We start from the raw sequence: 20,719 nt of genomic DNA on the forward strand, positions 1-20,719 counted from the left end.
TATGTTTTACGAAAACGTTTGAAATATATAATTTAGCCAAGAAATTAATGATCACAACCGCAACCATCATCCATGAACGACAATTTATCTTACGAAAAAGAACTTGCCTTTCAGGCAGATAGACGTAAAGCCACTACAGAATTTATAAAAATCATAAGCGACCTTTGGTACGATAAGGCCATTGAGGTGGTTCTCTTCAAAAATCAAATTATAGACAAGAACGTGAGCGACATCATCAACCTGCACGAATATGCGGGTGAGTTTGTCCAAAAACCTATGTCCATTTTTGATTCTGTGGAAATCTTACGGGCCATTAACGACCTTAACCTCCCTCCGGCCAAACTCGATATTGGCAAGCTGACCTACGAATACAATTCCAACCAAAACGCCCATTTAAATGTAAAGGCCTTTGTGATTGACAAACTTAAAGGCGCTCAAACCTCCAAAGCCATTGAACCAAAAGATGTGGTACTCTATGGATTTGGACGTATAGGCCGTTTGGTAGCACGTGAGCTTATGGCCAAAACAGGCAGGGGCAGTCAATTACGGTTACGTGCCATCGTAGTCCGGGGTGAGATGAACAGGGAAGTTCTGGAAAAAAGAGCAGCCCTTCTTAAAACCGATTCGGTTCACGGACCATTTACCGGAACGGTGGATGTGGATGTGGAAAAACAAGCACTCATCATTAATGGTACCACGGTGAAAATCATCAACGCCAATCAACCTGAAGATATCGATTATACCAAATATGGCATTGCAGATGCTTTGATTATAGATAATACAGGAGCCTTTAGGGATAACAAAGAATTGGCTAGACATCTAAAATCCAAAGGTGCCAGCAAGGTGTTGTTGACCGCTCCCGGAAAAGAGGTCCCCAATATCGTCCACGGTGTAAACCACAAAGATTTTGACCCGGACAAGACAAAAATATACTCTGCCGCCTCTTGTACTACGAACGCAATTACCCCTATCCTAAAGGTAATCGAGGATTCTTTGGGCATAAAAAAAGGGCATTTGGAAACCATACACGCCTATACCAATGACCAAAATCTGGTGGACAATATGCACAATAAATACCGTCGCGGCCGTGCAGCAGCGCTTAATATGGTAATTACGGAAACGGGCGCGGGTTCTGCGGTCGCAAAAGCACTACCATCCCTAAAGGGAAAACTGACCTCTAATGCCATACGGGTTCCCGTACCCAATGGGTCACTTGCCATCTTAAACTTAGAGGTCAAAAACAAAACCTCAAAAGAGGGCATTGATACCATCATAAAAAAATATGCGTTGGAAGGTGATTTGGTGGAGCAGATAAAGTATGCGCTGAGCAACGAATTGGTATCTTCGGATATTGTGGGGACAACGGCGCCATCAATTTATGACAGCAAGGCCACAATTGTTGCTTCCGGCGGAAAAAATGTGGTATTGTATATTTGGTACGATAACGAGTATGGTTATTCGCATCAAGTTGTACGATTGGCAAAATATATCGCAAAAGTTAGGCGTTATACGTATTATTAACGGGGCACGAATTGTTCTTTGAACTGATTTTCTTTTTTTAAATTAGGTATATTGATGTAATTTCGCCTCACCCTTAATCTAAATTTAATACGAGAACATTATTGAACATGAAGCATTTACGCATTTTATTTGCCTTAGCCTTACTAATTCCTGCCCTATCCGTCCATGCACAGGAAGATGAATCAACCGAAGAAACTGATAACACCCTTAGGGGGCAGTTTGAAGAATTGGAACGTAAGTCGGGCAATTATCGGGCCAATGGTATCCAATATGAGGTGGTCAAGATAACCGACCTATACAAAACGAAAGATAACGTTTTTGATTCCATCGATACAGCGAATAAGACCATCAAGGACTTATCTGCGACCATCACGGCCAATGATGCCGAAATAGAAAGCTTAAATGGCAAACTGCAAGAAACGACCAATAAATTGAACAGTGTTACCGAGGAAAAAGACAGTATTTCTTTCTTCGGTATACTTATCAGCAAAGGAACCTACAACTTTATATTGTGGTCCATTATTTTTGGACTGTTGTTGCTCCTTTTGTTCTTTATATATCGATTTAGAAATAGCAACTTTTTGACACAGCAGGCCAAGTCTGCACTTGCCGAGTTGGAGGAGGAGTATCAAAACCACAGGAGAAGAGCTCTTGAACGCGAGCAGAAAATAAGTAGACAGTTACAGGACGAACTGAACAAGCAGAAAAAATAAGAATTAAGGCTTCCATTCGGGAAGCCTTTCTTTTATATAGCAGTTATTACCAGCATTCACTATTTTTGCGGCAAACAATACACAACACCAATGTCCATGCGGATAGACATTATCACCGTACTTCCCGAACTTCTAAAAAGCCCTTTCGAAGCATCAATACTAAAACGGGCCATAGAAAAGGGTTTGGTAGAGGTGCACCTTCATAATTTGAGGGATTACACCACCGGAAATTATAAGCAGGTGGACGACTACCAATTTGGTGGTGGAGCCGGAATGGTGATGATGATAGAACCCATCGATAAATGCATTTCCCAATTAAAAGCGGAAAGGGAATATGACGAAGTCATTTATATGACACCCGATGGCAATACCTTAAATCAGGGAATGGCCAATGAAATTTCCATGAAAAAGAACATTATTGTACTCTGCGGACATTATAAAGGTGTCGACCAACGGGTAAGGGATATGTTCGTGACCCGTGAAATTTCCATTGGCGACTATGTGCTTTCTGGTGGTGAACTCGCCGCTGCTATTTTGTGCGATGCGGTAATTCGATTGCTCCCAGGAGTATTGAACGATGAAACCTCTGCCCTGACCGATACGTTTCAGGACAATCTATTGGCACCGCCCGTGTATACTCGACCTGCGGAATATAAAGGAATGGAAGTTCCAAAAATCCTGTTGAGCGGCAACTTTCCAAAAATTGAGAAATGGCGGGAGCAACAAGCCTTGGAACGTACTCAAAAAAGAAGACCCGACCTTTTGGAAAAATAAATCAAAAAGGTAAAAAACAGCTTGTAATTTCTAAATAATAGATTACTTTTGCAATCTCAAAATCAACCTCTGACGAAATCCGTGTAAGTTGGTCTTGCAAAAAACATTAAAAAACATACAAATGGAATCCTTAATAAAATTTGTTGAAGACGAATTTGTTCCAAAAAAAGAATTTCCAAAATTCTCAGCTGGTGACACCATCACTGTGTATTACGAAATCAAGGAAGGTGAAAAAACTCGTACCCAGTTCTTTAAAGGTGTAGTGATACAACGTAGAGGAAGCGGTGCAACAGAAACTTTTACTATCCGCAAAATGTCCGGTACTGTAGGTGTGGAAAGAATTTTCCCAGTAAACATGCCAGCTTTGCAAAGAGTTGAAGTAAACAAAAAAGGTAAGGTACGTAGATCCAGAATCTTCTACTTTAGAGGTCTTACCGGTAAAAAGGCCCGTATTAAAGAAGTTAAAGGATAATCAATATCCTATACAACATGAAAAGCACCCAAAATGGGTGCTTTTTTTATGAACAATTGTTAATAACCTCGGTTCATATTGTGTTGATTTTTAATGGCTTGAAAAATTGCAAAAATTAATTTTCTGTTCTACTTTAGACGAAGATATGATAGTGATACCATCACGAACATATCGATTTAAAGTTGACGTTCTTTAAAACTGTGGATTCCCTTTTTAATTGGTAACACTACTGATCACAAAAGGAATTTTGACTTGGGAGGTGCTTTGGCAAAACCCAATGAGAAATAATAGATTTTATGTGCGGATGGAAGAGCAATTTTCCATTTTGATAAAATTTAGGAATGTAACAGTATACTTTGCATAATGTAGATTAGTTGAAAAATTAAGAACATTGCAAAGCAAACGTCGAAAGGGCAAAAGATGTAATCAAATAGGTTACAGTTTTGGTACCACCAAACAAATCTTGAGTCCATTCTGAAAGCCATCTCCTTGGTAAAAACAAGGAAATGGCTTTTGTTTTTTAACAAATTCTTACCAAAAACCCACACTTTTAGTCACTTCCATTCGTTCTTCACCGTCCATATATCGTATATTTGCAACCGCTCAAACAAATACATATAAATGGCTAAACTTTATTATACCAAAACAGACGAGGCACCCGCCTTAGCAACATTATCCTTCTTACCCATTGTAAAATCATTCACCGAAACAGCCGATATCGAAGTAGAGACCAAGGACATTTCTTTGGCAGGTAGAATCGCCGCTATGTTTCCGGAATTATTGACCACGGAACAGCAAATACCAGACGATTTGTCCATTTTGGGCGAACTTGCCAAGACCCCTGAGGCCAACATCATAAAACTTCCGAATATCAGTGCTTCCATACCACAGTTGAAAGAAGCCATTGAGGAATTACAAAAAAAAGGCTACAACCTGCCCAATTACCCCGACGAGCCTAAAACCGACGAGGAAAAAGCCATAAAGGCGAAATATGATAAAATAAAAGGTAGCGCTGTAAACCCAGTACTCCGTGAAGGAAACTCGGACAGACGTGCTCCAAAAGCAGTAAAAAATTACGCAAAGGCCCATCCGCACACGATGGGCGAATGGTCTTCGGATTCCAAGACCCATGTGGCCACCATGTCCCATGGCGACTTTAAATCGAACGAAAAATCGTTGACGCTATCCAATGCGGACGAAGTCCGTATCGAATTGGTAGGTACAGACGGCAGCACAACCGTGCTAAAAGACAAGCTGGCTCTTTTAAAAGGTGAGGTAATCGATGCCACAGTGATGAGCAAAAAAGCATTGGTAGAATTCTTGACCAAGGAAATCGCCGACGCAAGGGAAAAAGGCATCCTACTTTCTTTGCACTTTAAAGCAACCATGATGAAGGTCTCCGACCCCATCATTTTTGGACATGCTTTGGAAGTATATTTTTCTGAACTGTTCAAAGACTATAGCGACACTTTCGAAAAATTGGGAATCAATCCTAACGATGGATTGGAGACCCTGTTCGATAAAATTGGAAAACTACCGGAAGACCAACATAAAGAAATTGAAGGAGCCATTAAGGCCAGTATTGAAAACGGACCTGATTTGGCCATGGTAAATTCCGATAAGGGCATTACCAATCTTCATGTACCCAGTGATGTCATCATCGACGCCTCTATGCCCGCCATGATCAGGAACTCTGGTAAAATGTGGGATAAGAACGGAGAGCTTCAGGACACCAAAGCTATAATTCCGGATAGCAGCTACTCTGGAGTATACCAAGCTACCATTGATTTTTGTAAAGAACACGGTGCTTTCGACCCAACAACCATGGGAACAGTGCCCAATGTAGGTTTGATGGCCCAAAAAGCCGAAGAGTATGGTTCTCACGATAAAACTTTCGAAATCGAAAAAGCTGGAACCGTAAAAGTGGTCAATGCAGCAGGTGTAACATTGATAGAGCATGCTGTTGAGGAAGGCGATATCTGGAGAATGTGCCAGGTAAAAGATGCCCCTGTTCAAGATTGGGTCAAATTAGCTGTGTCCCGTGCAAGTGCTACAGGTGTACCAGCTGTTTTCTGGTTGGATGAAAACAGAGCCCACGATGCTGAATTGATCAAAAAAGTAAATCTTTACCTTAAAGACCACGATACAGAAGAATTGGATATCAGAATCCTTTCCCCTATCGAAGCCACCAAGTTTACGTTGAAGCGCATGAAGGAAGGGAAAGATACCATTTCCGTATCCGGTAACGTGCTGAGGGATTACTTGACCGACCTCTTCCCTATTTTGGAAGTGGGAACAAGTGCAAAAATGTTGTCCATTGTTCCTTTGATGAACGGTGGTGGATTATTTGAAACAGGTGCCGGTGGTTCTGCCCCAAAACACGTGGAGCAATTCTTGGAAGAAGGCCACTTAAGATGGGATTCCCTTGGTGAATTCTTGGCCTTGGCCGTTTCTTTGGAATTCTTTGGAGAAAAGAACAATAACCAAAAGGCACAGGTGCTTGCCGATGCACTGGACAAAGCAACCGAAGAATTCTTAAACCAGGATAGGTCACCATCCAGAAAAGTAAATGAAATAGATACCCGTGGAAGCCACTTCTACCTTGCATTGTACTGGGCGGAGCAATTAGCCAAACAGGACAAGGATGGGGAGCTAAAAACCATATTCAGCAAAGTGTACGATGCAATGTCCTCCAACGAGGACAAAATCGCTCAAGAACTGATAGACGCACAAGGTTCGCCAGTTGATATCGGAGGATATTATCTTCCAGACCCAGAAATGGCATCAAAAGCTATGCGACCCAGCGAAACTCTGAACACTATTTTGAGTTCCATTGGATAGTCAAAACAAACATACCTAAGAGTAAAAGGCAGCCATGAATGGGCTGCCTTTTATTTTACCCTTTACCAATGTTAAAATAAACTTCCGTAACTACATTCGTTTTCTCACCATTAGATAAATGTGTACTTTTAAAAAAATCAATCGAATGCCCAGACATTATCTTGCATTTTTGCTAGCCCTGTTTGGGCATTTTTTTGTAATCCAGGCCCAAGAGAAGTACACCCTGAGCGGTACAGTATTCGAAGCATCCAGTAATGAATCGTTGATAGGTGTTACGGTGGCCGTTTCGGAACTAAAAACGGGGACTACGACCAACGAATATGGTTTTTATTCCATAACGCTTCCCGAGGGAGAATATCAAATTATAGTGAGCTATCTCGGTTTTCAGGAAATTGTACAGACCATTACCCTGAACGAGAATGTGAAGCTAGACTTCAATTTGACCGAAAAAACAGAAGAACTTCAAGAGGTCGTGGTCACGGACAATGTGGAAAAATTGGATATCCGCAAACCCCAAATGAGCGTTACCTCGCTAACATCCAACACCATAAAAGAGATTCCCGTAGTGCTCGGTGAATCCGATGTTATAAAATCGCTACTGCTTCTCCCCGGAGTCACCAGTGCAGGAGAGGCATCCTCTGGATTTAATGTTCGTGGTGGCGCAGCGGACCAAAACCTTATCCTACTGGATGAGGCAACCGTGTTCAATTCCTCACACCTTTTTGGCTTCTTTTCCGTATTCAATCCAGACGCTATAAAGGATGTAAAACTTTTTAAGGGCGGAATCCCTGCAAGATATGGTGGACGGGTATCATCAGTGCTCGATATCTTTCAAAAAGAAGGGAACAGCAAAGAATTCAAAGTAAACGGGGGTATTGGTGCGGTCGCGAGCAGATTATTGATAGAGGGACCCATTCAAAAGGACAAAACTTCTTTTCTAGCGGGCGGAAGGGCGTCCTATGCGCACTTGTTTCTTCCTCTATTCGATATCGACAACAAGGCCTATTTCTATGATCTTAACACCAAAATTACCCATAGGATCAATGAGAATAATAGTGTTTTTCTCTCTGGATACTTTGGTCGGGATCTTTTTAACGTCAGCGACCGTTTTGTGAACGAATATGGAAATGCAGTGGGTAATTTGAGATGGAACCACTTGTTTTCAGATAAGCTTTTCTCCAACCTTTCTCTTATTTATTCCGATTACTATTATGGCCTAGAGCTTGATTTTGTAGGCTTTGAGTGGAACTCTGGTATCCAAAACTTTAACCTAAAGTATGACCTAAAACACTACTTGAACAATAAACTCCAGTTGAATTACGGGATAAACAGTATCTATTATGTCTTCAATCCAGGGAAAATAGTGCCCAACAGTCCAGATTCCGGTATCGTTGAAGATCAACTCACCAAAAAATACGCCAACGAAAATGCCGCCTATATTGATGTGGAACATGAGATCACGGAAAACCTAAGCATAGAATATGGACTAAGAGCAAGTCAGTTCAGCAGATTTGGGCAGGACGAGTTCTTTGTTTATACCGATGACAATCCCGTGGATTTTGACCCTTTTACCCAAACCTATGGAGAAGCAAACCCCATAGACACCATTAGTCCTGGCCGTAGCGAAACCATGAAATCATTTTTTAATCTGGAGCCGAGGATTTCCATGTCCTATACGTTTAAGGAAAATAACTCGATAAAGGCAAGTTACACCCGATTGGCACAATACTTACACCTAATTTCCAATACAAACTCCCCCACCCCTTTAGATGTATGGACACCCAGCGGCCCGTTTGTGGAGCCACAACTGTTGGACCAATATGCCTTTGGTTATTTCAGGAATATCCAGGAAGGTGCATATAGTTTGGAAGCAGAAACATTCTACAAAACCATCCAAAATAGAATAGATTATATCGACGGTGCCAACCTTATTGCCAATGATGCAATAGAACAAGTTATATTGAACGGCGAGGCCAGAGCTTACGGTTTGGAGCTTTTGCTTCGAAAAAATGAAGGTCGATTTACCGGCTGGTTTGCCTATACCCTATCGAAATCTGAGCAAAGAACTCCCGGAAGAACCACTTTGGAAACCGGAATCAACATGGGACAATGGTATAACACCCCATACGATAAAACCCACGACCTTTCTGTTTATGGCAGTTTTGAGCTTAATGAAAAATGGAGCTTCAATGCTAATTTTATCTATCAGACGGGACAGCCGACCAATTATCCAATTGGTCAATTTGAATTTGAGGATATGACCGTGCCATACTACGGGCTACGGAACAAGGAACGCTTGCCTGATTACCACAGATTGGATATTTCTGCCATTCTGACCCCAAAACGAAATAAGCGGAAAAAAGTTCAATCCGAGTGGGTATTCAGTATTTACAATGCGTACAGCCGCAAAAATGCAGCATCGATAAACTTTAGGGAAAATGAGGACACGGGCAGGAACGAAGCCATTCGGACATCTATTTTTGGAATCATCCCTTCCGTAACCTATAATTTTAAATTTTAACGGCATGAAAAAGTTATTGGCATATCTATTTATTGCGCTAATATTCGGTTCCTGTGAAGATGTTGTTGATGTCGATTTATCTGAAACGGAGTCCAAGTTGGTGGTGGACGGGCTTTTGCGCGTGGACAAGGAACAGGAATTCATCAATGTGCGTATAGGCCTAAAAGCCAGTAGTATTTTTTTCGAAGAAAATCAACCCGTGCAGGCTGAGAACGTGATGATATCGTATGGCCAGTTGAACAGCGAAGGTGCCTTTGATGGTCTATCCACATCATCCTTGGTGGAAGAAACACCCGGCTCCGGAATTTATATTCCAGACCCGAATTTGCCTACGGACCAACGCATACCCTCTTCGGCCGCGGAACTGGGGACCATTTTTATATTAGAGATCAATTACCAGGATAGATACTACTTTGCGCAAACAGAATACGTACCGACCGTACCTTTGGATAATCTGGAACAAGGAGACGAAGTCTTTTTCGATGAAGATCAAACTGAAATCATCGTGACCTTCACGGACGATGGCGAAACGGACAATTTTTATGTATTCGATTTTATGTTCGGTGAATTCCAAACGGTAGAGGACGAGTTTTTTCAAGGACAACAATTCCAGTTTTCCTTTTTCTATGATGATAAGACCGAACCCGGAGACCAGGTAACGGTCAGTATTTTAGGAGCAACACAAGGTTTTTACAATTATATGGACCTCGTGCTTGGGCAAACCGGAAATGGCGGAGGGCCTTTCCAGACACCTGTGGCCACGGTTCGAGGCAATGTTTTTGATATTACAGGGGCGGAGAATGTTACCGTAATTGATGATGTGGAGAATCCCAATGATTTTGCCCTAGGTTACTTTGCCGTAGTGCAAGAATATAAACGCAGCCTTATTATTGAATAGCGCCTTCTAGACAAACGCATAGATTATCAAAATCATCAAAATACCGACTACACCCTGAACCAAGGTACCCAAGGTGTGGCCGCGCAGCGCTGTTTTGACCTTCATATGGGAGAACTGTGAAACTACCCAAAAATAACTATCGTTGATATGTGAAACCGTCATGGCCCCTGCTCCAATTGCCAGAACAGCCAAAGCCTTATCAGTAATGGAAACCAAACCAAAAGTTTCCAACAGTGGTGCAATGATTGCAGATGTGGTAATAATAGCTACGGTTGATGACCCTTGGGCCGTTTTAAGCACTGCTGAAATTGCGAAAGCTATTAAAAGCCCTCCAATTCCAGTGCTGGACTCCAAATTAATGATGGATGCAATATCCATAGTTCTCAAAATAGCACCAAACGCTCCTCCTGCCCCGGTTATAAGCACAATGGCTCCTGCTTGCTTGAACGCTTCGGGCACCCATTCCTTTTTCTCTTCCGAAGGAACCTTTCTGCCCAACGCAAAAGCAAAGAAAACCCCGATCAACAAGGCGATTACCGGACTGCCCAAAAAGTTGAAAACTAAGAAGACTGTACCTTCTCCAAAGGGATGGGTCGGATAGTCCACAACAGATTTCATCGCAATCAGAACTATCGGAACCAGCAACGGTAAAAAAGCTTGAAAAGGTTTCACGGTGGACGTAACCTCCTTCAAGTCCTCCTTTTCTTCGAGCATTTCTTCTTCCTGTAAAGATTTCCCTATAAATTTTGCCCAAAAATATCCAGAAATGGAAACAGGTATGGCTACCAAGAGTCCGAAGATCAATACCATTCCCAAATCCGCATCTAGCATGGCAGCAGCGGCCAAAGGACCCGGTGTAGGAGGCACAAACACGTGGGCCGAATAAAGTCCTGTGGCCAGGGCAATGGCAAAAACAAGTACCGGAATCCCTGTTTTTTTACTGATGGCCTTATTTATTGAAGAAAGTATAATGTACCCCGAATCGCAATACACGGGAATCGAAATCACAAATCCAGCTAAATTGACGGCCAACGGAGAATTTCTTAAACCGATAAGCTTTAAAATACTATTGGCCAATACCTGCGTGCTTCCCGTTTTTTCCAAGTAAATACCGATTACCGTCCCGAATGCAATGACCAATCCAATGCCTGAGAGGGTACTTCCAAAGCCCTCTGCCATAGTGGACATGATAGTTGCCGGTGCAATTCCCAACAGAAAACCTGAAGCCACAGCGGCAATGGTCAGTGAAAAAATGGGATGCATTTTAAATTTTACAGTGGCAACAATAATAAAGAGGACAACAACGCCAAGAACAAGAATTTCCATGGTCAATTTTTAGTGCTATATCCTCTAAATATAAGCTAATATTCCTACTTTGGCCTTATGAAGCGAACCAACAAAGAACTTCTGGTAAAAGGAGTAAAATCATTTGGCTACACGGTACTTACCATGTTTATGGGGCCATTTTTGATTTATGAAGCATTCAAAAATGAAGGACATCCCTTTTACTGGCCCGTTTTGATTTTAGGAATTATCTGCGCCATTTTGGCTATTTACCTAGGATTTAGGTCGGTAGGTATTGTAATGGATGCTGTTTTCGGTAAAAAACAAAAAGATTAATTGCCCGTATTGGGCGGTTGGTTCTTCCATTTGTTTGAAAGTTGGGCATAGTCGTAGTCCAAGACAGATTTTTGCCGCTCCAACCTACTGGCTGCAAAGGCCCGCTGCAAAATATCCTCTATCAAATAATCCTCGTGCACCTCTTCCGGACGAAACTCCTCCTTTAAACTGATTTTAAACAAACTAGCGGTGGTATTGTACCAAAAGGCACGCCACCCGTTCCTTAGGTCTTTGACCAGATCAAAAGCTGTGGTTCCTGTTTGACGATGAATTAATTTTACCAAAATCTGACCTTCCGTTCGTGTCAATTTTTTTAGTTCTTCGGAGAATTCCCCTTCAATATATTTTTGCACCTTTCTGGTATAGCGCCGTTGGTGCCTACGCTTTTTGATGTGCTTGAGACTATCGTTAAGTTCCACCAATCGTTCCGCAGCCAATTTGGCGTATGGGTAGACCTTCAAGGTTTTTCTTCTAAGAATGTAGTAACGTAATTTGTCTTCTCGACTGGCAAAGTCAAGTTTTCCGAAAATATATACTTCTTCCAGCTCAATTGAGCTCATCAAAATGGAATCCCCTTCGAACCTCACATAGTAGTCCTCTATGGAATCATTGGCAATGGAGTCCATCGGAGTTTTGATAGAGTCTTTCGATTCTTGGGCCCATCCGAAGCCATTAATCGTTAAGAAAATAACTAAAAAACAGATACGTAGCATCATATTTCTTTGCCAAAAGTCTTGCCAAAAGTAAGTATAAAGGTATGATTTGGCTATTAAATAAAAGTGAATATTCTTAAGTTTGTGTTCTAAATCAGATACATGTCAAAAGAGAAAATCATTAACGAAAAATCCCTTGAATTTTTGGAAAAATACCTGAACAATCCATCTCCAACAGGATATGAATGGGAAGGTCAGAAAATTTGGATGGACTACGTAAAGCCGTATGTAGATGAATTTATCACGGATACTTATGGAACTGCTGTAGGTGTAATTAATCCAGATGCAAAATACAGGGTGGTCATCGAAGGGCATTCCGATGAAATTTCTTGGTACGTCAACTATATTACCGATGAAGGATTGCTTTATGTAATCAGAAATGGTGGTAGCGACCATCAAATTGCTCCATCAAAATGGGTGGACATCCACACCAAAAATGGCATTGTGAAAGGTGTTTTCGGATGGCCGGCCATCCACACCAGGAACAAGGAAAAAGAAGAGTCTCCAAAATTGGACAATATTTTTATCGATATAGGTGCCAAGGATAAGGAAGAAGTAGAAAAAATGGGCGTTCATGTGGGTTGTGTAATTACCTACCCCGACCAATTCCATATTTTGAACAAGGACAAATTTGTTTGCCGTGCCTTGGATAACAGAATGGGAGGTTTTATGATAGCCGAGGTTGCGCGCCTGCTCAAGGAGAACAAAAAGAAACTTCCTTTTGGATTGTACATTACCAACTCGGTCCAAGAAGAGATTGGGCTTCGTGGTGCTGAAATGATTACGCAGACCATTAAACCCAATGTGGCCATCGTAACCGACGTGTGTCACGATACCACCACCCCGATGATCAACAAAAAGACCGAGGGAGAGACCAAAATTGGCGATGGACCAGTGATTTCCTATGCTCCTGCGGTGCAGAACAAATTACGTGAGCGTATCTTGGAAACAGCTGAATCAAATAAAATTCCATTCCAGCGTAATGCATCATCTCGCTATACAGGAACGGATACCGATGCTTTTGCCTACAGTAACGGCGGTGTAGCCTCAGCTTTGATATCGTTACCGTTGCGCTACATGCATACCACGGTAGAAACTGTACATAAGGATGATGTGGAGAACGTTATCCGTTTGATTTATGAGACATTGTTGAATATTAAGGAGGGAGAAACCTTCAGTTATTTTGATTAACTGATTATTATCCATCATACGGATATTAAAATTTGTTGCCTCGAAACTTCTTCGGGGCGACTTTTTTTTATCTTTATGTGATATGGATGAGCACGTTGACATTTTGGACGAACATGGAAAACCAACAGGGGAATCCTGTTTAAAATCTGAAGCACACCGCAAAGGTTTGTTGCACCCTACCGTTCACATATGGCTGTACACCTCAGATGGCCGTGTTTTAATTCAACAACGTGGCAAAGATAAATCTACACACCCTTTACTTTGGGATGTTTCTGTGGCCGGGCATGTTTCCGCCGGGGAAGAAATTGTTGCTGCTGCCATTCGTGAAGTGGCGGAAGAAGTTGGACTTACCATTTCGGAGTCAGATTTGGAACCTTTGGGCACTTTCAAGGCCATTCACAAAATTTCCGAGGACTTTATTGATGCTGAACTGCACCATATCTTTCTTTGCCAGCTAAGTGTTCCCTTGAACCAACTAATCAAACAAGAAAGTGAGGTCGAAGATTTGACGCTTGTACCACTTTTTAAGTTCGCCGAGGAAACCTGGGGCTTGGCCAGTGTCGGCAAGTACGTACCGCACGGACCGACCTATTATAAAACTATAATCAAGGAAATTAAAAGTCGGACTTGACTTTTTCCGTAAATGCTTGAAGCGAGTCCAACTGATAATCAAATTGGTCACCCGTCTTCATATTTTTGACCACAAATTTACCGTCGGTCAACTCTTGGTCCCCTAAAAGAATCACATAGGGCACTCCCCTTTTGTCGGCATACTTGAACTGCTTCTGCACTTTGGTGTCCATAGGGTACAAATCTGCTCTCAGCCCTTCTTTACGTAGTCCTGAAACCAGTTTTAAGGCCGCTCTCCCCTCTTTCTTTCCAAAATTGAGACAAAGCACATCCAAAGATGAATCCAAACTTTCAGGGAACAGGTTCAGTTCTTCCAAAACCAAATAAATACGGTCCAATCCAAAACTGATGCCTACCCCGCTCACATCTTTCAGACCAAAAATACCCGTAAGGTCATCGTAGCGGCCACCACCACCAATGGAACCCATTTGTACGCCTTCGGGAGCAACTACCTCAAAAATGGCACCGGTATAGTAGTTAAGACCACGTGCAAGGGTAACATCCAACGTAAGGCTGGCCGATTGCAGTCCAACCATATCAACGGTGGAAATAATCTCTTCCAGTTCGGAGACACCCAACATTCCAATTTCGGAATCGGCAAGGATAGATTTCAGTTTTTCCAATTGTTCGAACGCGGTTCCCGTCATCTCAAAAAGAGGCTGAGCCTTGGCAATGGCGGCTTCAGAAATACCTTTTTCCATCATCTCGCTCTTCACCTTCTCCTCGCCTATCTTGTCCAATTTGTCCAAGGCCACGGTAAAGTCCACCAACAAATGTTTGGCACCGATTACTTCTGCGATTCCCGATAGCATCTTTCTATTGTTGATTTTTATGGTAGCCCCTTTCAAACCTAAATCAGTAAAAACGGCATCGTACAATTGTACAAACTCAACTTCTTGAAGCAGGGAGTCCGCACCGACCACATCGGCATCACACTGATAAAACTCACGGAAGCGTCCTTTCTGTGGACGGTCCGCACGCCATACAGGCTGAATCTGATACCGCTTGAACGGAAAATCTATCTCGTTCTGGTGCATGACCACATAGCGGGCAAATGGGACGGTAAGGTCGTAGCGCAGTGCCTTTTCTGAAATTTTTGGAGTTAAAGAGGATGAATTCTTTGAACTGTAGGTCACATCATCCACTTTGGAAATAAAATCTCCAGAATTTAATATTTTGAAAATCAAGCGGTCGCCCTCATCCCCATATTTGCCCATCAAGGTTTCTGAGTTCTCGAAAGATGGGGTCTCTATCGGCTGAAAACCATAGGTTTCGAAGTGTTTTTTAATGATTTGGATGATATAGTTACGTCTGGACACCTCTGCAGGTGAAAAATCGCGGGTTCCTTTAGCTATGGATGGTTTGTTCGCCATGTGGTTTTAAATTCTCGTGCAAATATACACCAATCAAATTGGTCATCCGTCAGATCAAAAGGGGCATCCGTCAATTCATCCAAAAATTATAGAAATACAAATCTTAAGTTTATTCAATTCTTCTTTTTTATGAAACTAAAAACGATATTACTACTGGGATTGGTTATTAATTTAGCTTTGGTTTCTTGTTCGGGTGAAAATGGTGAACAGGGGATTCAAGGCGAGCAAGGAATTCAAGGTTTGCAGGGACCGCAAGGTGAACAAGGGCCACAAGGAGAGCAGGGTTCGGAAGGTGAACAAGGCCCTCCAGGGGAAGATGGTTCGGAAGGTGAACAAGGAGAGGCCGGAAATGCAAATGTTCATCGTTTCATCATAAGCCTTATGGATATTACGGAAGGTACAACGGACATAATTTTGGATTTGCCAACAACCAATTTATCTTTAGAAACCCATTATATTTTCGCTTATTTAAAAGCTGTAAATGAACCCGTTTATGTTCCTGTTCCAGGAGCGGTTAAAGAATTGGATCGAAAATTCCTATTTTATTACACCGATATTCAAATTTATATAGGTGTTTCCAATTTTGATGGTTCGGATTTAACAAAAGGTTGGATTGCCAATGCTGGGATTAATGAATTACACCTTCTTTTTGTTGAAATATCCAACCTGACAGGTAAGACACCGGAAGATTTTAAAACTTCACTAAAAAATGAGGGTGTGGATACTAAAAATTACGATGAGATGATAAAATATTTTGGATTAGATTGAGAAATATATCAACCCTTTATTATAAGAAAAATCACTCCACAATCTGTTCAAACCATTGATACAGTTCTCCTTTAGTGATAACGGCACCTTGTTTGATCAACCCAAACTTATCCACGTTCTTGTCCTCTCCATAGGCCTTGGAGGCCGTAAGGTATTCCACAAAATCGGATTGGTAGTTACGTTTGAACCAGCCAAAACCTATCTCGGTCCTTAAATCGATTTCAGGGTTTAAGATCTTGACAGAGAGCAACTTCATTTCCTTCTCCGTAAGGTGGAAAAGATGCATGTGCTTTTCCGACACATTTTCAAGATACTCGACCTTGTTCAATACACCTTCCCATATCAAATCACTAAAAACATCGATTTCATCCTCCGCCACCCCTGGCTTTTCTTTTTTTAGGGTATCCCATTCATCTGCGGTGATGGATTGGGTCGCCAAAAAGTTAATGAATTCAGGGTGGAGTTCCTCCAATTGTTCCTTTGTCAAACGTTTGTATTTCATCCTGCAAAAATAAAAAGGCTTGTTTTAAGCACCGAATTTATAACCAAGAATTATTTGTTTGATGCTTAAGCTTTAAGTTTATCTTAACCTCCATTCTTTGGCTTCCCCTTTTTAATACCTTAGTTTCGGAAATTAACATGTATTAAAAAGAACATAGAATGAGATTTTTTAAATCAATTAAAACCTTGATGGTCTGTTTCGTGGCCGTTAGCACCAGTGCTTTTTCCCAAATAAATGCACAAGAACAAGTAGATGTCAGCGATTCAGAATTGAATAAAATAGCTTCGGCTTTTCAAGATATCCAGAAAGTGAACATGGAAGCACAGCAAAAGGTAATGAAAACTGTTGAAGAAAGTGGTTTTGAGGCCAATAGGTTCAATGAAATGTACCAAGCAGCGGCTTCTCCAGAAAAAACAGTTGATGCCAGTGACGAAGAGAAAGAACGTTTTGGCAAGTTAATGAACGAGATTCAGCAAATGCAAGTGGGTTTCACCCAACAAATCGAAGAAATCATCAGCAATGAGGGATTGAGCATGGAACGCTATCAAACCATTGCCATGGCATTGCAAAGCGATACGGAACTACAAGGACGGTTAAGAGCTGCTTTGGAACAGCAACAATAGGAGTATCCAACTATACAAGACAAAAAAAGCCCTCCGAAATTCGGAGGGCTTTTTTATTCTAATAAGTTTTAGTTCAGTATCAACTTTTGAATTGAAATTCCAAACTGTGTTTCCAAAACAACAACATACAAACCTGATGGCAAACCTGAGATATCCATTGGAATTTCGTATTCATCTTTACCAAATGCCTGTTGTTGACCAATTAGACTGTTATTGGCCAATCCGAATATTTTTAAACTTACATCACCCGGCTGGCCTAGTTGAATACCCACATTAAATCTACCTGTGGTTGGATTTGGAAAAATAATAAAGGATTCTATTTTTTTTAGGGTGACTTCGTCTTGTACTTCTTCTGATATTCCATCGCCTTCCAAAACCAAAATTTTCTTTGTTTCTGTTGATAAGCAATCACCTCGATAAGCTTGTATTCCCACTTCATATTCACCAGGTTGATTAAAAACTAGCTCCAATTCATCAGAATTCTTACTCAGAACGATTGCTTCATCCGGAACTATCCACTCCAACTCATCTGGAATAGGATAACTAAGGTCTACAGCCAAAACGGTTTCTCCCGCTACAACTTGACTGGACATCGCAAATTCTGCATTGGTTTGGTCTGGCTGACCCAATATTACAGAGGTTTGGTATTCACATTGGTTCTTATCCCTCACCATTACCTCATAGGTTCCTGATTCCAACGCTTCAAAAAACGGATTTTCTTGAAAATCAAGGCCGTTGTTTATAGAATATAAATATGGAGGCGTTCCTCCTGAGCCACTTACATGAATATTCCCTTCATTGCCAAGAAAGCATTCGGTAATATTGGGTATGGCAATGGCCTCCAACACTTCGCTCGGTTCAGATACTTCAATGACATCTGTTATTTTCGGAACAATGGAGTTATCGGAAACTGAAAGTATGTAGGTGCCGGCGGAAAGTCCTGAGATTGTTTTTTGGTCAGGGGCGGTAAAGCTGACATCCCCTTGCTTTTTCCATTTGTAGGTAAAAGGAGGGATTCCTGTCACATTTGCGGTAATGGAGCCCGTGAAGTCTCCCTTACAATTTACATGAACCGTATTGGTTCCAATAATGGCAAGAGGGTCGGGCTCGGTTATTTGTATTGGTGTTTCCAAGGTAGCTTGACACCCCAACGCATCGATAACAACTACCTGATAGATTCCGGCTTCCAACCCTACCAGATTCGTATTGGTAGATTCAGGTTTTGGTTCATAAGGTTCGCCATCTTTTGTCCAATTGAATGTGTACGGTGGCGAACCATTGTCCAAAGAAATCTCAAAACTTCCATCCTCCTCCCCGTTTAACGAGACATTGGTTTGGGAAATCATTTCCACCGTAAAGAAACCTTCGGGTTCTTGAATGACAATGGGTTGGTTTTCATTGGTAACCTGGCATTGCCCATCTGAAACAATATAGATGTATTGGCCAGCTTCCAAATCGGTTCTAATGGGTCCGTCTTGCTGTGTATCCAACCAGCTGACCGTATATGGCCCGCCCGTACCTCCTGAAATATCAAGTTCTATGCTTCCGGTGGCCTCATCCTTACAAACCACATCGATAGTACTGACCTCAACACTGAGCAAAGGATTCACGTAATCGAACAGATAGACTTCTTGCACTTCACTGTTGCCATTATCGGTGACCTTTACGGAGTATTCGCCCTGTCCCACTTGAATGGATTGGGTGGTTTCCCCGGTGGACCAGAGGTATTGATACCCTCCATTGGTCCCACCACTTGGATTGGCCTCTAGAATTCCTACATCTCCTTCACAGGTTATTTCCAAGGTTTCGGTTATTTCAACGGATAAGGGGTCAAGTTCCAAAATGGTCATTGGTGGTTCCACCACAGTAATACAACCATAATCTGCATCTTCAATAGTCAGCGTATAGCTTCCCGATTCCAATTGGTCTAAATGGTATGGGTTCTGCGGCTGAAATGGATTACCATCTTTTTCCCAATGCAGGATATAATTTCCGCTGTCCCCAATAATATTATCGATGATTATTGACCCTGTGGGCAGATAATTCGGGGGGGTGCCCGGCTGGAATACTTGATGTGCATCCAGTTGAGGGCTTGAATTTTCGAAACCAACTTCAAATTCTTGGGACTCATAATCACAATCGTGACTATCTGTCAAGGTTAAGGTATATGTCCCTTCTGGCAGATTGACCAAATGGGTATTGGTGGAACCTTGTGGCAAGACGAAATTGTTTCCGTTTCTTTTCCAAGTAAATGTATAGGGTGGGGAGCCACCAGAGGGCGTTATAGTAATCTCCCCATCATTGCCACCTTGGCAGGTGACGTTGTCAATACCATCTTCTTCTACGTTTAGGGAGGGGGGTTCGTTAATCGTTATATCGACAAAATCGCCACCAACAACATCCAGTTCACCCTCATCCTTAGGCCCAACCATCCATTTGATGCCATATATGCCGGCTTTCAAGTGTTCCCCTTCAAATAGGAAAGTTTTGTCATTGAAATCCTCTGCAAATAATTCACCACTTGGTTCCCAAGGATCTTCCTCATAGGTATTAACACCTGTCTTTCGATAAACAAGTATTACCATTTTTTCTTCATCAGTCAATACGCGGTCAAAAGTAATGGTAAAGCCTCCGTCCAAACCTCCAGGGCAGGTGACTGGGCTAGGTGCCGGGTTGGGAATGATTTGTTGGTCAAGGCCTGGTGGCTCTGGACTTATTTCGAAAGAGTAATAACCTATTGTCCGTTTTTCCGAATGTACGCTTTCCGCTGGAATTGCATTAAAAAACTTAATATAGTGACCTGAACCCTCAGCATGTATACTAAACCTTAACAGAATGTTTCCTGAATTTTTCAAATTTTCAGGTAGTAGAATATCCAGCTCTTCAGCTGTGATGCTCAAGGGAAACAGACTTTTGACTTGTGGATTGTTTATAGGCTTCCAGTCTTGATTACCCTGCACCAAATACTCCCAATAACCATCTTGGACCTGTACACCTTCCCTTTCAAACAATAATTCAGAATAGTATCTTGAAATAGATTCATTCGGTTCCGTACTCGGTTCATTTGCCAATAACCAGCTTTTGGCATAACTTTTAGCTTGACTCCACGAATAAGTGTCCAAGCTCTCTGAGTTTGCATTACCGTATTCGATTGCTTCTCCGTATTCAATTATTCTGTCATCCCGATTCTTTCTTGCACCACAGAAATCAGTCATCCAGTCATTGGTGAATTCATCTGTGAGATAATGAACAGCATTACAATAACTCTCTGGCTGTGGGCCATTATTTTGCCAGTCCAATTCGTAATATCTTGTCTCATAATAGGTGAGTTCCAAGCTTACTTCATTTGTAGTATAAGCGTCGTTTATTATTCCTCCATTACTACTGGTCAATCCCACGTAAGGAAAAGATCTATACAGAGTCCAACATGATTCACAACCATCTTCCCATTCCTTAAATTCATAATTCAGTCGAATTGTGTATAGAGCATTTTCCTGACCACAAATTTTCAACGTAAATAAAAAACCAAATAGTATGAAGAAGACTTTTCTTTTCATAA

The 20,719-nt window shown here is 41.7% G+C and carries 17 protein-coding genes; 12 read left to right on the forward strand and 5 right to left on the reverse strand.

Translation table 11 applies throughout. The annotated features are described in order from the left end of the window. The first annotated feature begins 72 nt into the window (after positions 1-72). The 7 genes from GUA46_RS09040 to GUA46_RS09070 all read left to right on the forward strand — a co-directional run bounded on the left by GUA46_RS09040 (position 73) and on the right by GUA46_RS09070 (position 9,740). Positions 73-1,521: a glyceraldehyde-3-phosphate dehydrogenase gene (locus tag GUA46_RS09040; RefSeq protein WP_176620213.1), complete on the forward strand. Its 1,449-nt coding sequence runs from the start codon at positions 73-75 to the stop codon at positions 1,519-1,521. A gap of 107 nt (positions 1,522-1,628) precedes the next feature. Further along, positions 1,629-2,234: a tRNA (guanine-N1)-methyltransferase gene (locus tag GUA46_RS09045; RefSeq protein WP_176620214.1), complete on the forward strand. Its 606-nt coding sequence runs from the start codon at positions 1,629-1,631 to the stop codon at positions 2,232-2,234. Between the two features lie 96 nt (positions 2,235-2,330). Then, positions 2,331-3,008: a tRNA (guanosine(37)-N1)-methyltransferase TrmD gene (trmD, locus tag GUA46_RS09050; protein WP_176620215.1), complete on the forward strand. Its 678-nt coding sequence runs from the start codon at positions 2,331-2,333 to the stop codon at positions 3,006-3,008. Positions 3,009-3,129: 121 nt separating this feature from the next. Then, a complete protein-coding gene (gene rplS, locus GUA46_RS09055; protein ID WP_014031354.1) occupies positions 3,130-3,480 on the forward strand; it encodes a 50S ribosomal protein L19 in 351 nt (116 codons plus the stop codon). 621 nt (positions 3,481-4,101) lie between these two features. Beyond that, entirely contained in the window at positions 4,102-6,321 is a 2,220-nt protein-coding gene (locus tag GUA46_RS09060; RefSeq protein ID WP_176620216.1) for an NADP-dependent isocitrate dehydrogenase, read from the forward strand. A gap of 145 nt (positions 6,322-6,466) precedes the next feature. Next, positions 6,467-8,842, forward strand: a complete 2,376-nt coding sequence (locus GUA46_RS09065; RefSeq protein ID WP_176620217.1) for a TonB-dependent receptor — start codon at positions 6,467-6,469, stop codon at positions 8,840-8,842. A gap of 4 nt (positions 8,843-8,846) precedes the next feature. Continuing rightward, positions 8,847-9,740: a DUF4249 family protein gene (locus GUA46_RS09070; RefSeq protein WP_176620218.1), complete on the forward strand. Its 894-nt coding sequence runs from the start codon at positions 8,847-8,849 to the stop codon at positions 9,738-9,740. Positions 9,741-9,746: 6 nt separating this feature from the next. Here the strand turns inward: GUA46_RS09070 and GUA46_RS09075 are convergent, their stop codons facing one another. After that, entirely contained in the window at positions 9,747-11,066 is a 1,320-nt protein-coding gene (locus tag GUA46_RS09075; RefSeq protein ID WP_176620219.1) for a GntP family permease, read from the reverse strand. Positions 11,067-11,123: 57 nt separating this feature from the next. Here GUA46_RS09075 and GUA46_RS09080 point away from each other — a divergent pair, with 57 nt between their 5' ends. After that, positions 11,124-11,360, forward strand: a complete 237-nt coding sequence (locus tag GUA46_RS09080; protein ID WP_176620220.1) for a DUF6095 family protein — start codon at positions 11,124-11,126, stop codon at positions 11,358-11,360. Here the strand turns inward: GUA46_RS09080 and GUA46_RS09085 are convergent. Next, positions 11,357-12,073, reverse strand: coding sequence for a DUF4294 domain-containing protein (locus GUA46_RS09085; protein ID WP_176620730.1), 717 nt, complete (start codon positions 12,071-12,073; stop codon positions 11,357-11,359). The two genes, GUA46_RS09080 and GUA46_RS09085, sit on opposite strands and share 4 nt — an antisense overlap. A gap of 102 nt (positions 12,074-12,175) precedes the next feature. Between GUA46_RS09085 and GUA46_RS09090 the strand changes: the two genes are divergently transcribed. Together GUA46_RS09090 and GUA46_RS09095 are read left to right on the forward strand one after the other, a co-directional pair. Beyond that, positions 12,176-13,264, forward strand: coding sequence for a M42 family metallopeptidase (locus GUA46_RS09090; RefSeq protein WP_176620221.1), 1,089 nt, complete (start codon positions 12,176-12,178; stop codon positions 13,262-13,264). 82 nt (positions 13,265-13,346) lie between these two features. Continuing rightward, positions 13,347-13,895, forward strand: coding sequence for an NUDIX hydrolase (locus GUA46_RS09095; protein ID WP_176620222.1), 549 nt, complete (start codon positions 13,347-13,349; stop codon positions 13,893-13,895). Here the strand turns inward: GUA46_RS09095 and hisS are convergent. Then, positions 13,879-15,267, reverse strand: a complete 1,389-nt coding sequence (hisS, locus tag GUA46_RS09100; RefSeq protein ID WP_176620223.1) for a histidine--tRNA ligase — start codon at positions 15,265-15,267, stop codon at positions 13,879-13,881. The two genes, GUA46_RS09095 and hisS, sit on opposite strands and share 17 nt — an antisense overlap. A gap of 129 nt (positions 15,268-15,396) precedes the next feature. Between hisS and GUA46_RS09105 the strand changes: the two genes are divergently transcribed. After that, entirely contained in the window at positions 15,397-16,035 is a 639-nt protein-coding gene (locus tag GUA46_RS09105) for a collagen-like protein (protein WP_176620224.1), read from the forward strand. Between the two features lie 31 nt (positions 16,036-16,066). On the opposite strand, the gene GUA46_RS09110 is transcribed toward GUA46_RS09105, so the two are convergent. Continuing rightward, positions 16,067-16,537, reverse strand: a complete 471-nt coding sequence (locus GUA46_RS09110) for a DUF6495 family protein (RefSeq protein WP_176620225.1) — start codon at positions 16,535-16,537, stop codon at positions 16,067-16,069. A 158-nt stretch (positions 16,538-16,695) separates the two neighbouring features. Here GUA46_RS09110 and GUA46_RS09115 point away from each other — a divergent pair, with 158 nt between their 5' ends. Next, positions 16,696-17,160: a DUF4168 domain-containing protein gene (locus GUA46_RS09115; RefSeq protein WP_176620226.1), complete on the forward strand. Its 465-nt coding sequence runs from the start codon at positions 16,696-16,698 to the stop codon at positions 17,158-17,160. A 68-nt stretch (positions 17,161-17,228) separates the two neighbouring features. Here GUA46_RS09115 and GUA46_RS09120 read toward each other — a convergent pair whose 3' ends face one another. Then, the gene (locus GUA46_RS09120; protein WP_176620227.1) at positions 17,229-20,717 is read right to left on the reverse strand and encodes a T9SS type A sorting domain-containing protein; all 3,489 of its coding nucleotides are present in this window, start codon (positions 20,715-20,717) and stop codon (positions 17,229-17,231) included. Positions 20,718-20,719: the final 2 nt, after the last annotated feature.

Origin of the sequence: Flagellimonas chongwuensis (genome assembly GCF_013376415.1) — a bacterium.
GTDB lineage: Bacteria > Bacteroidota > Bacteroidia > Flavobacteriales > Flavobacteriaceae > Flagellimonas > Flagellimonas chongwuensis.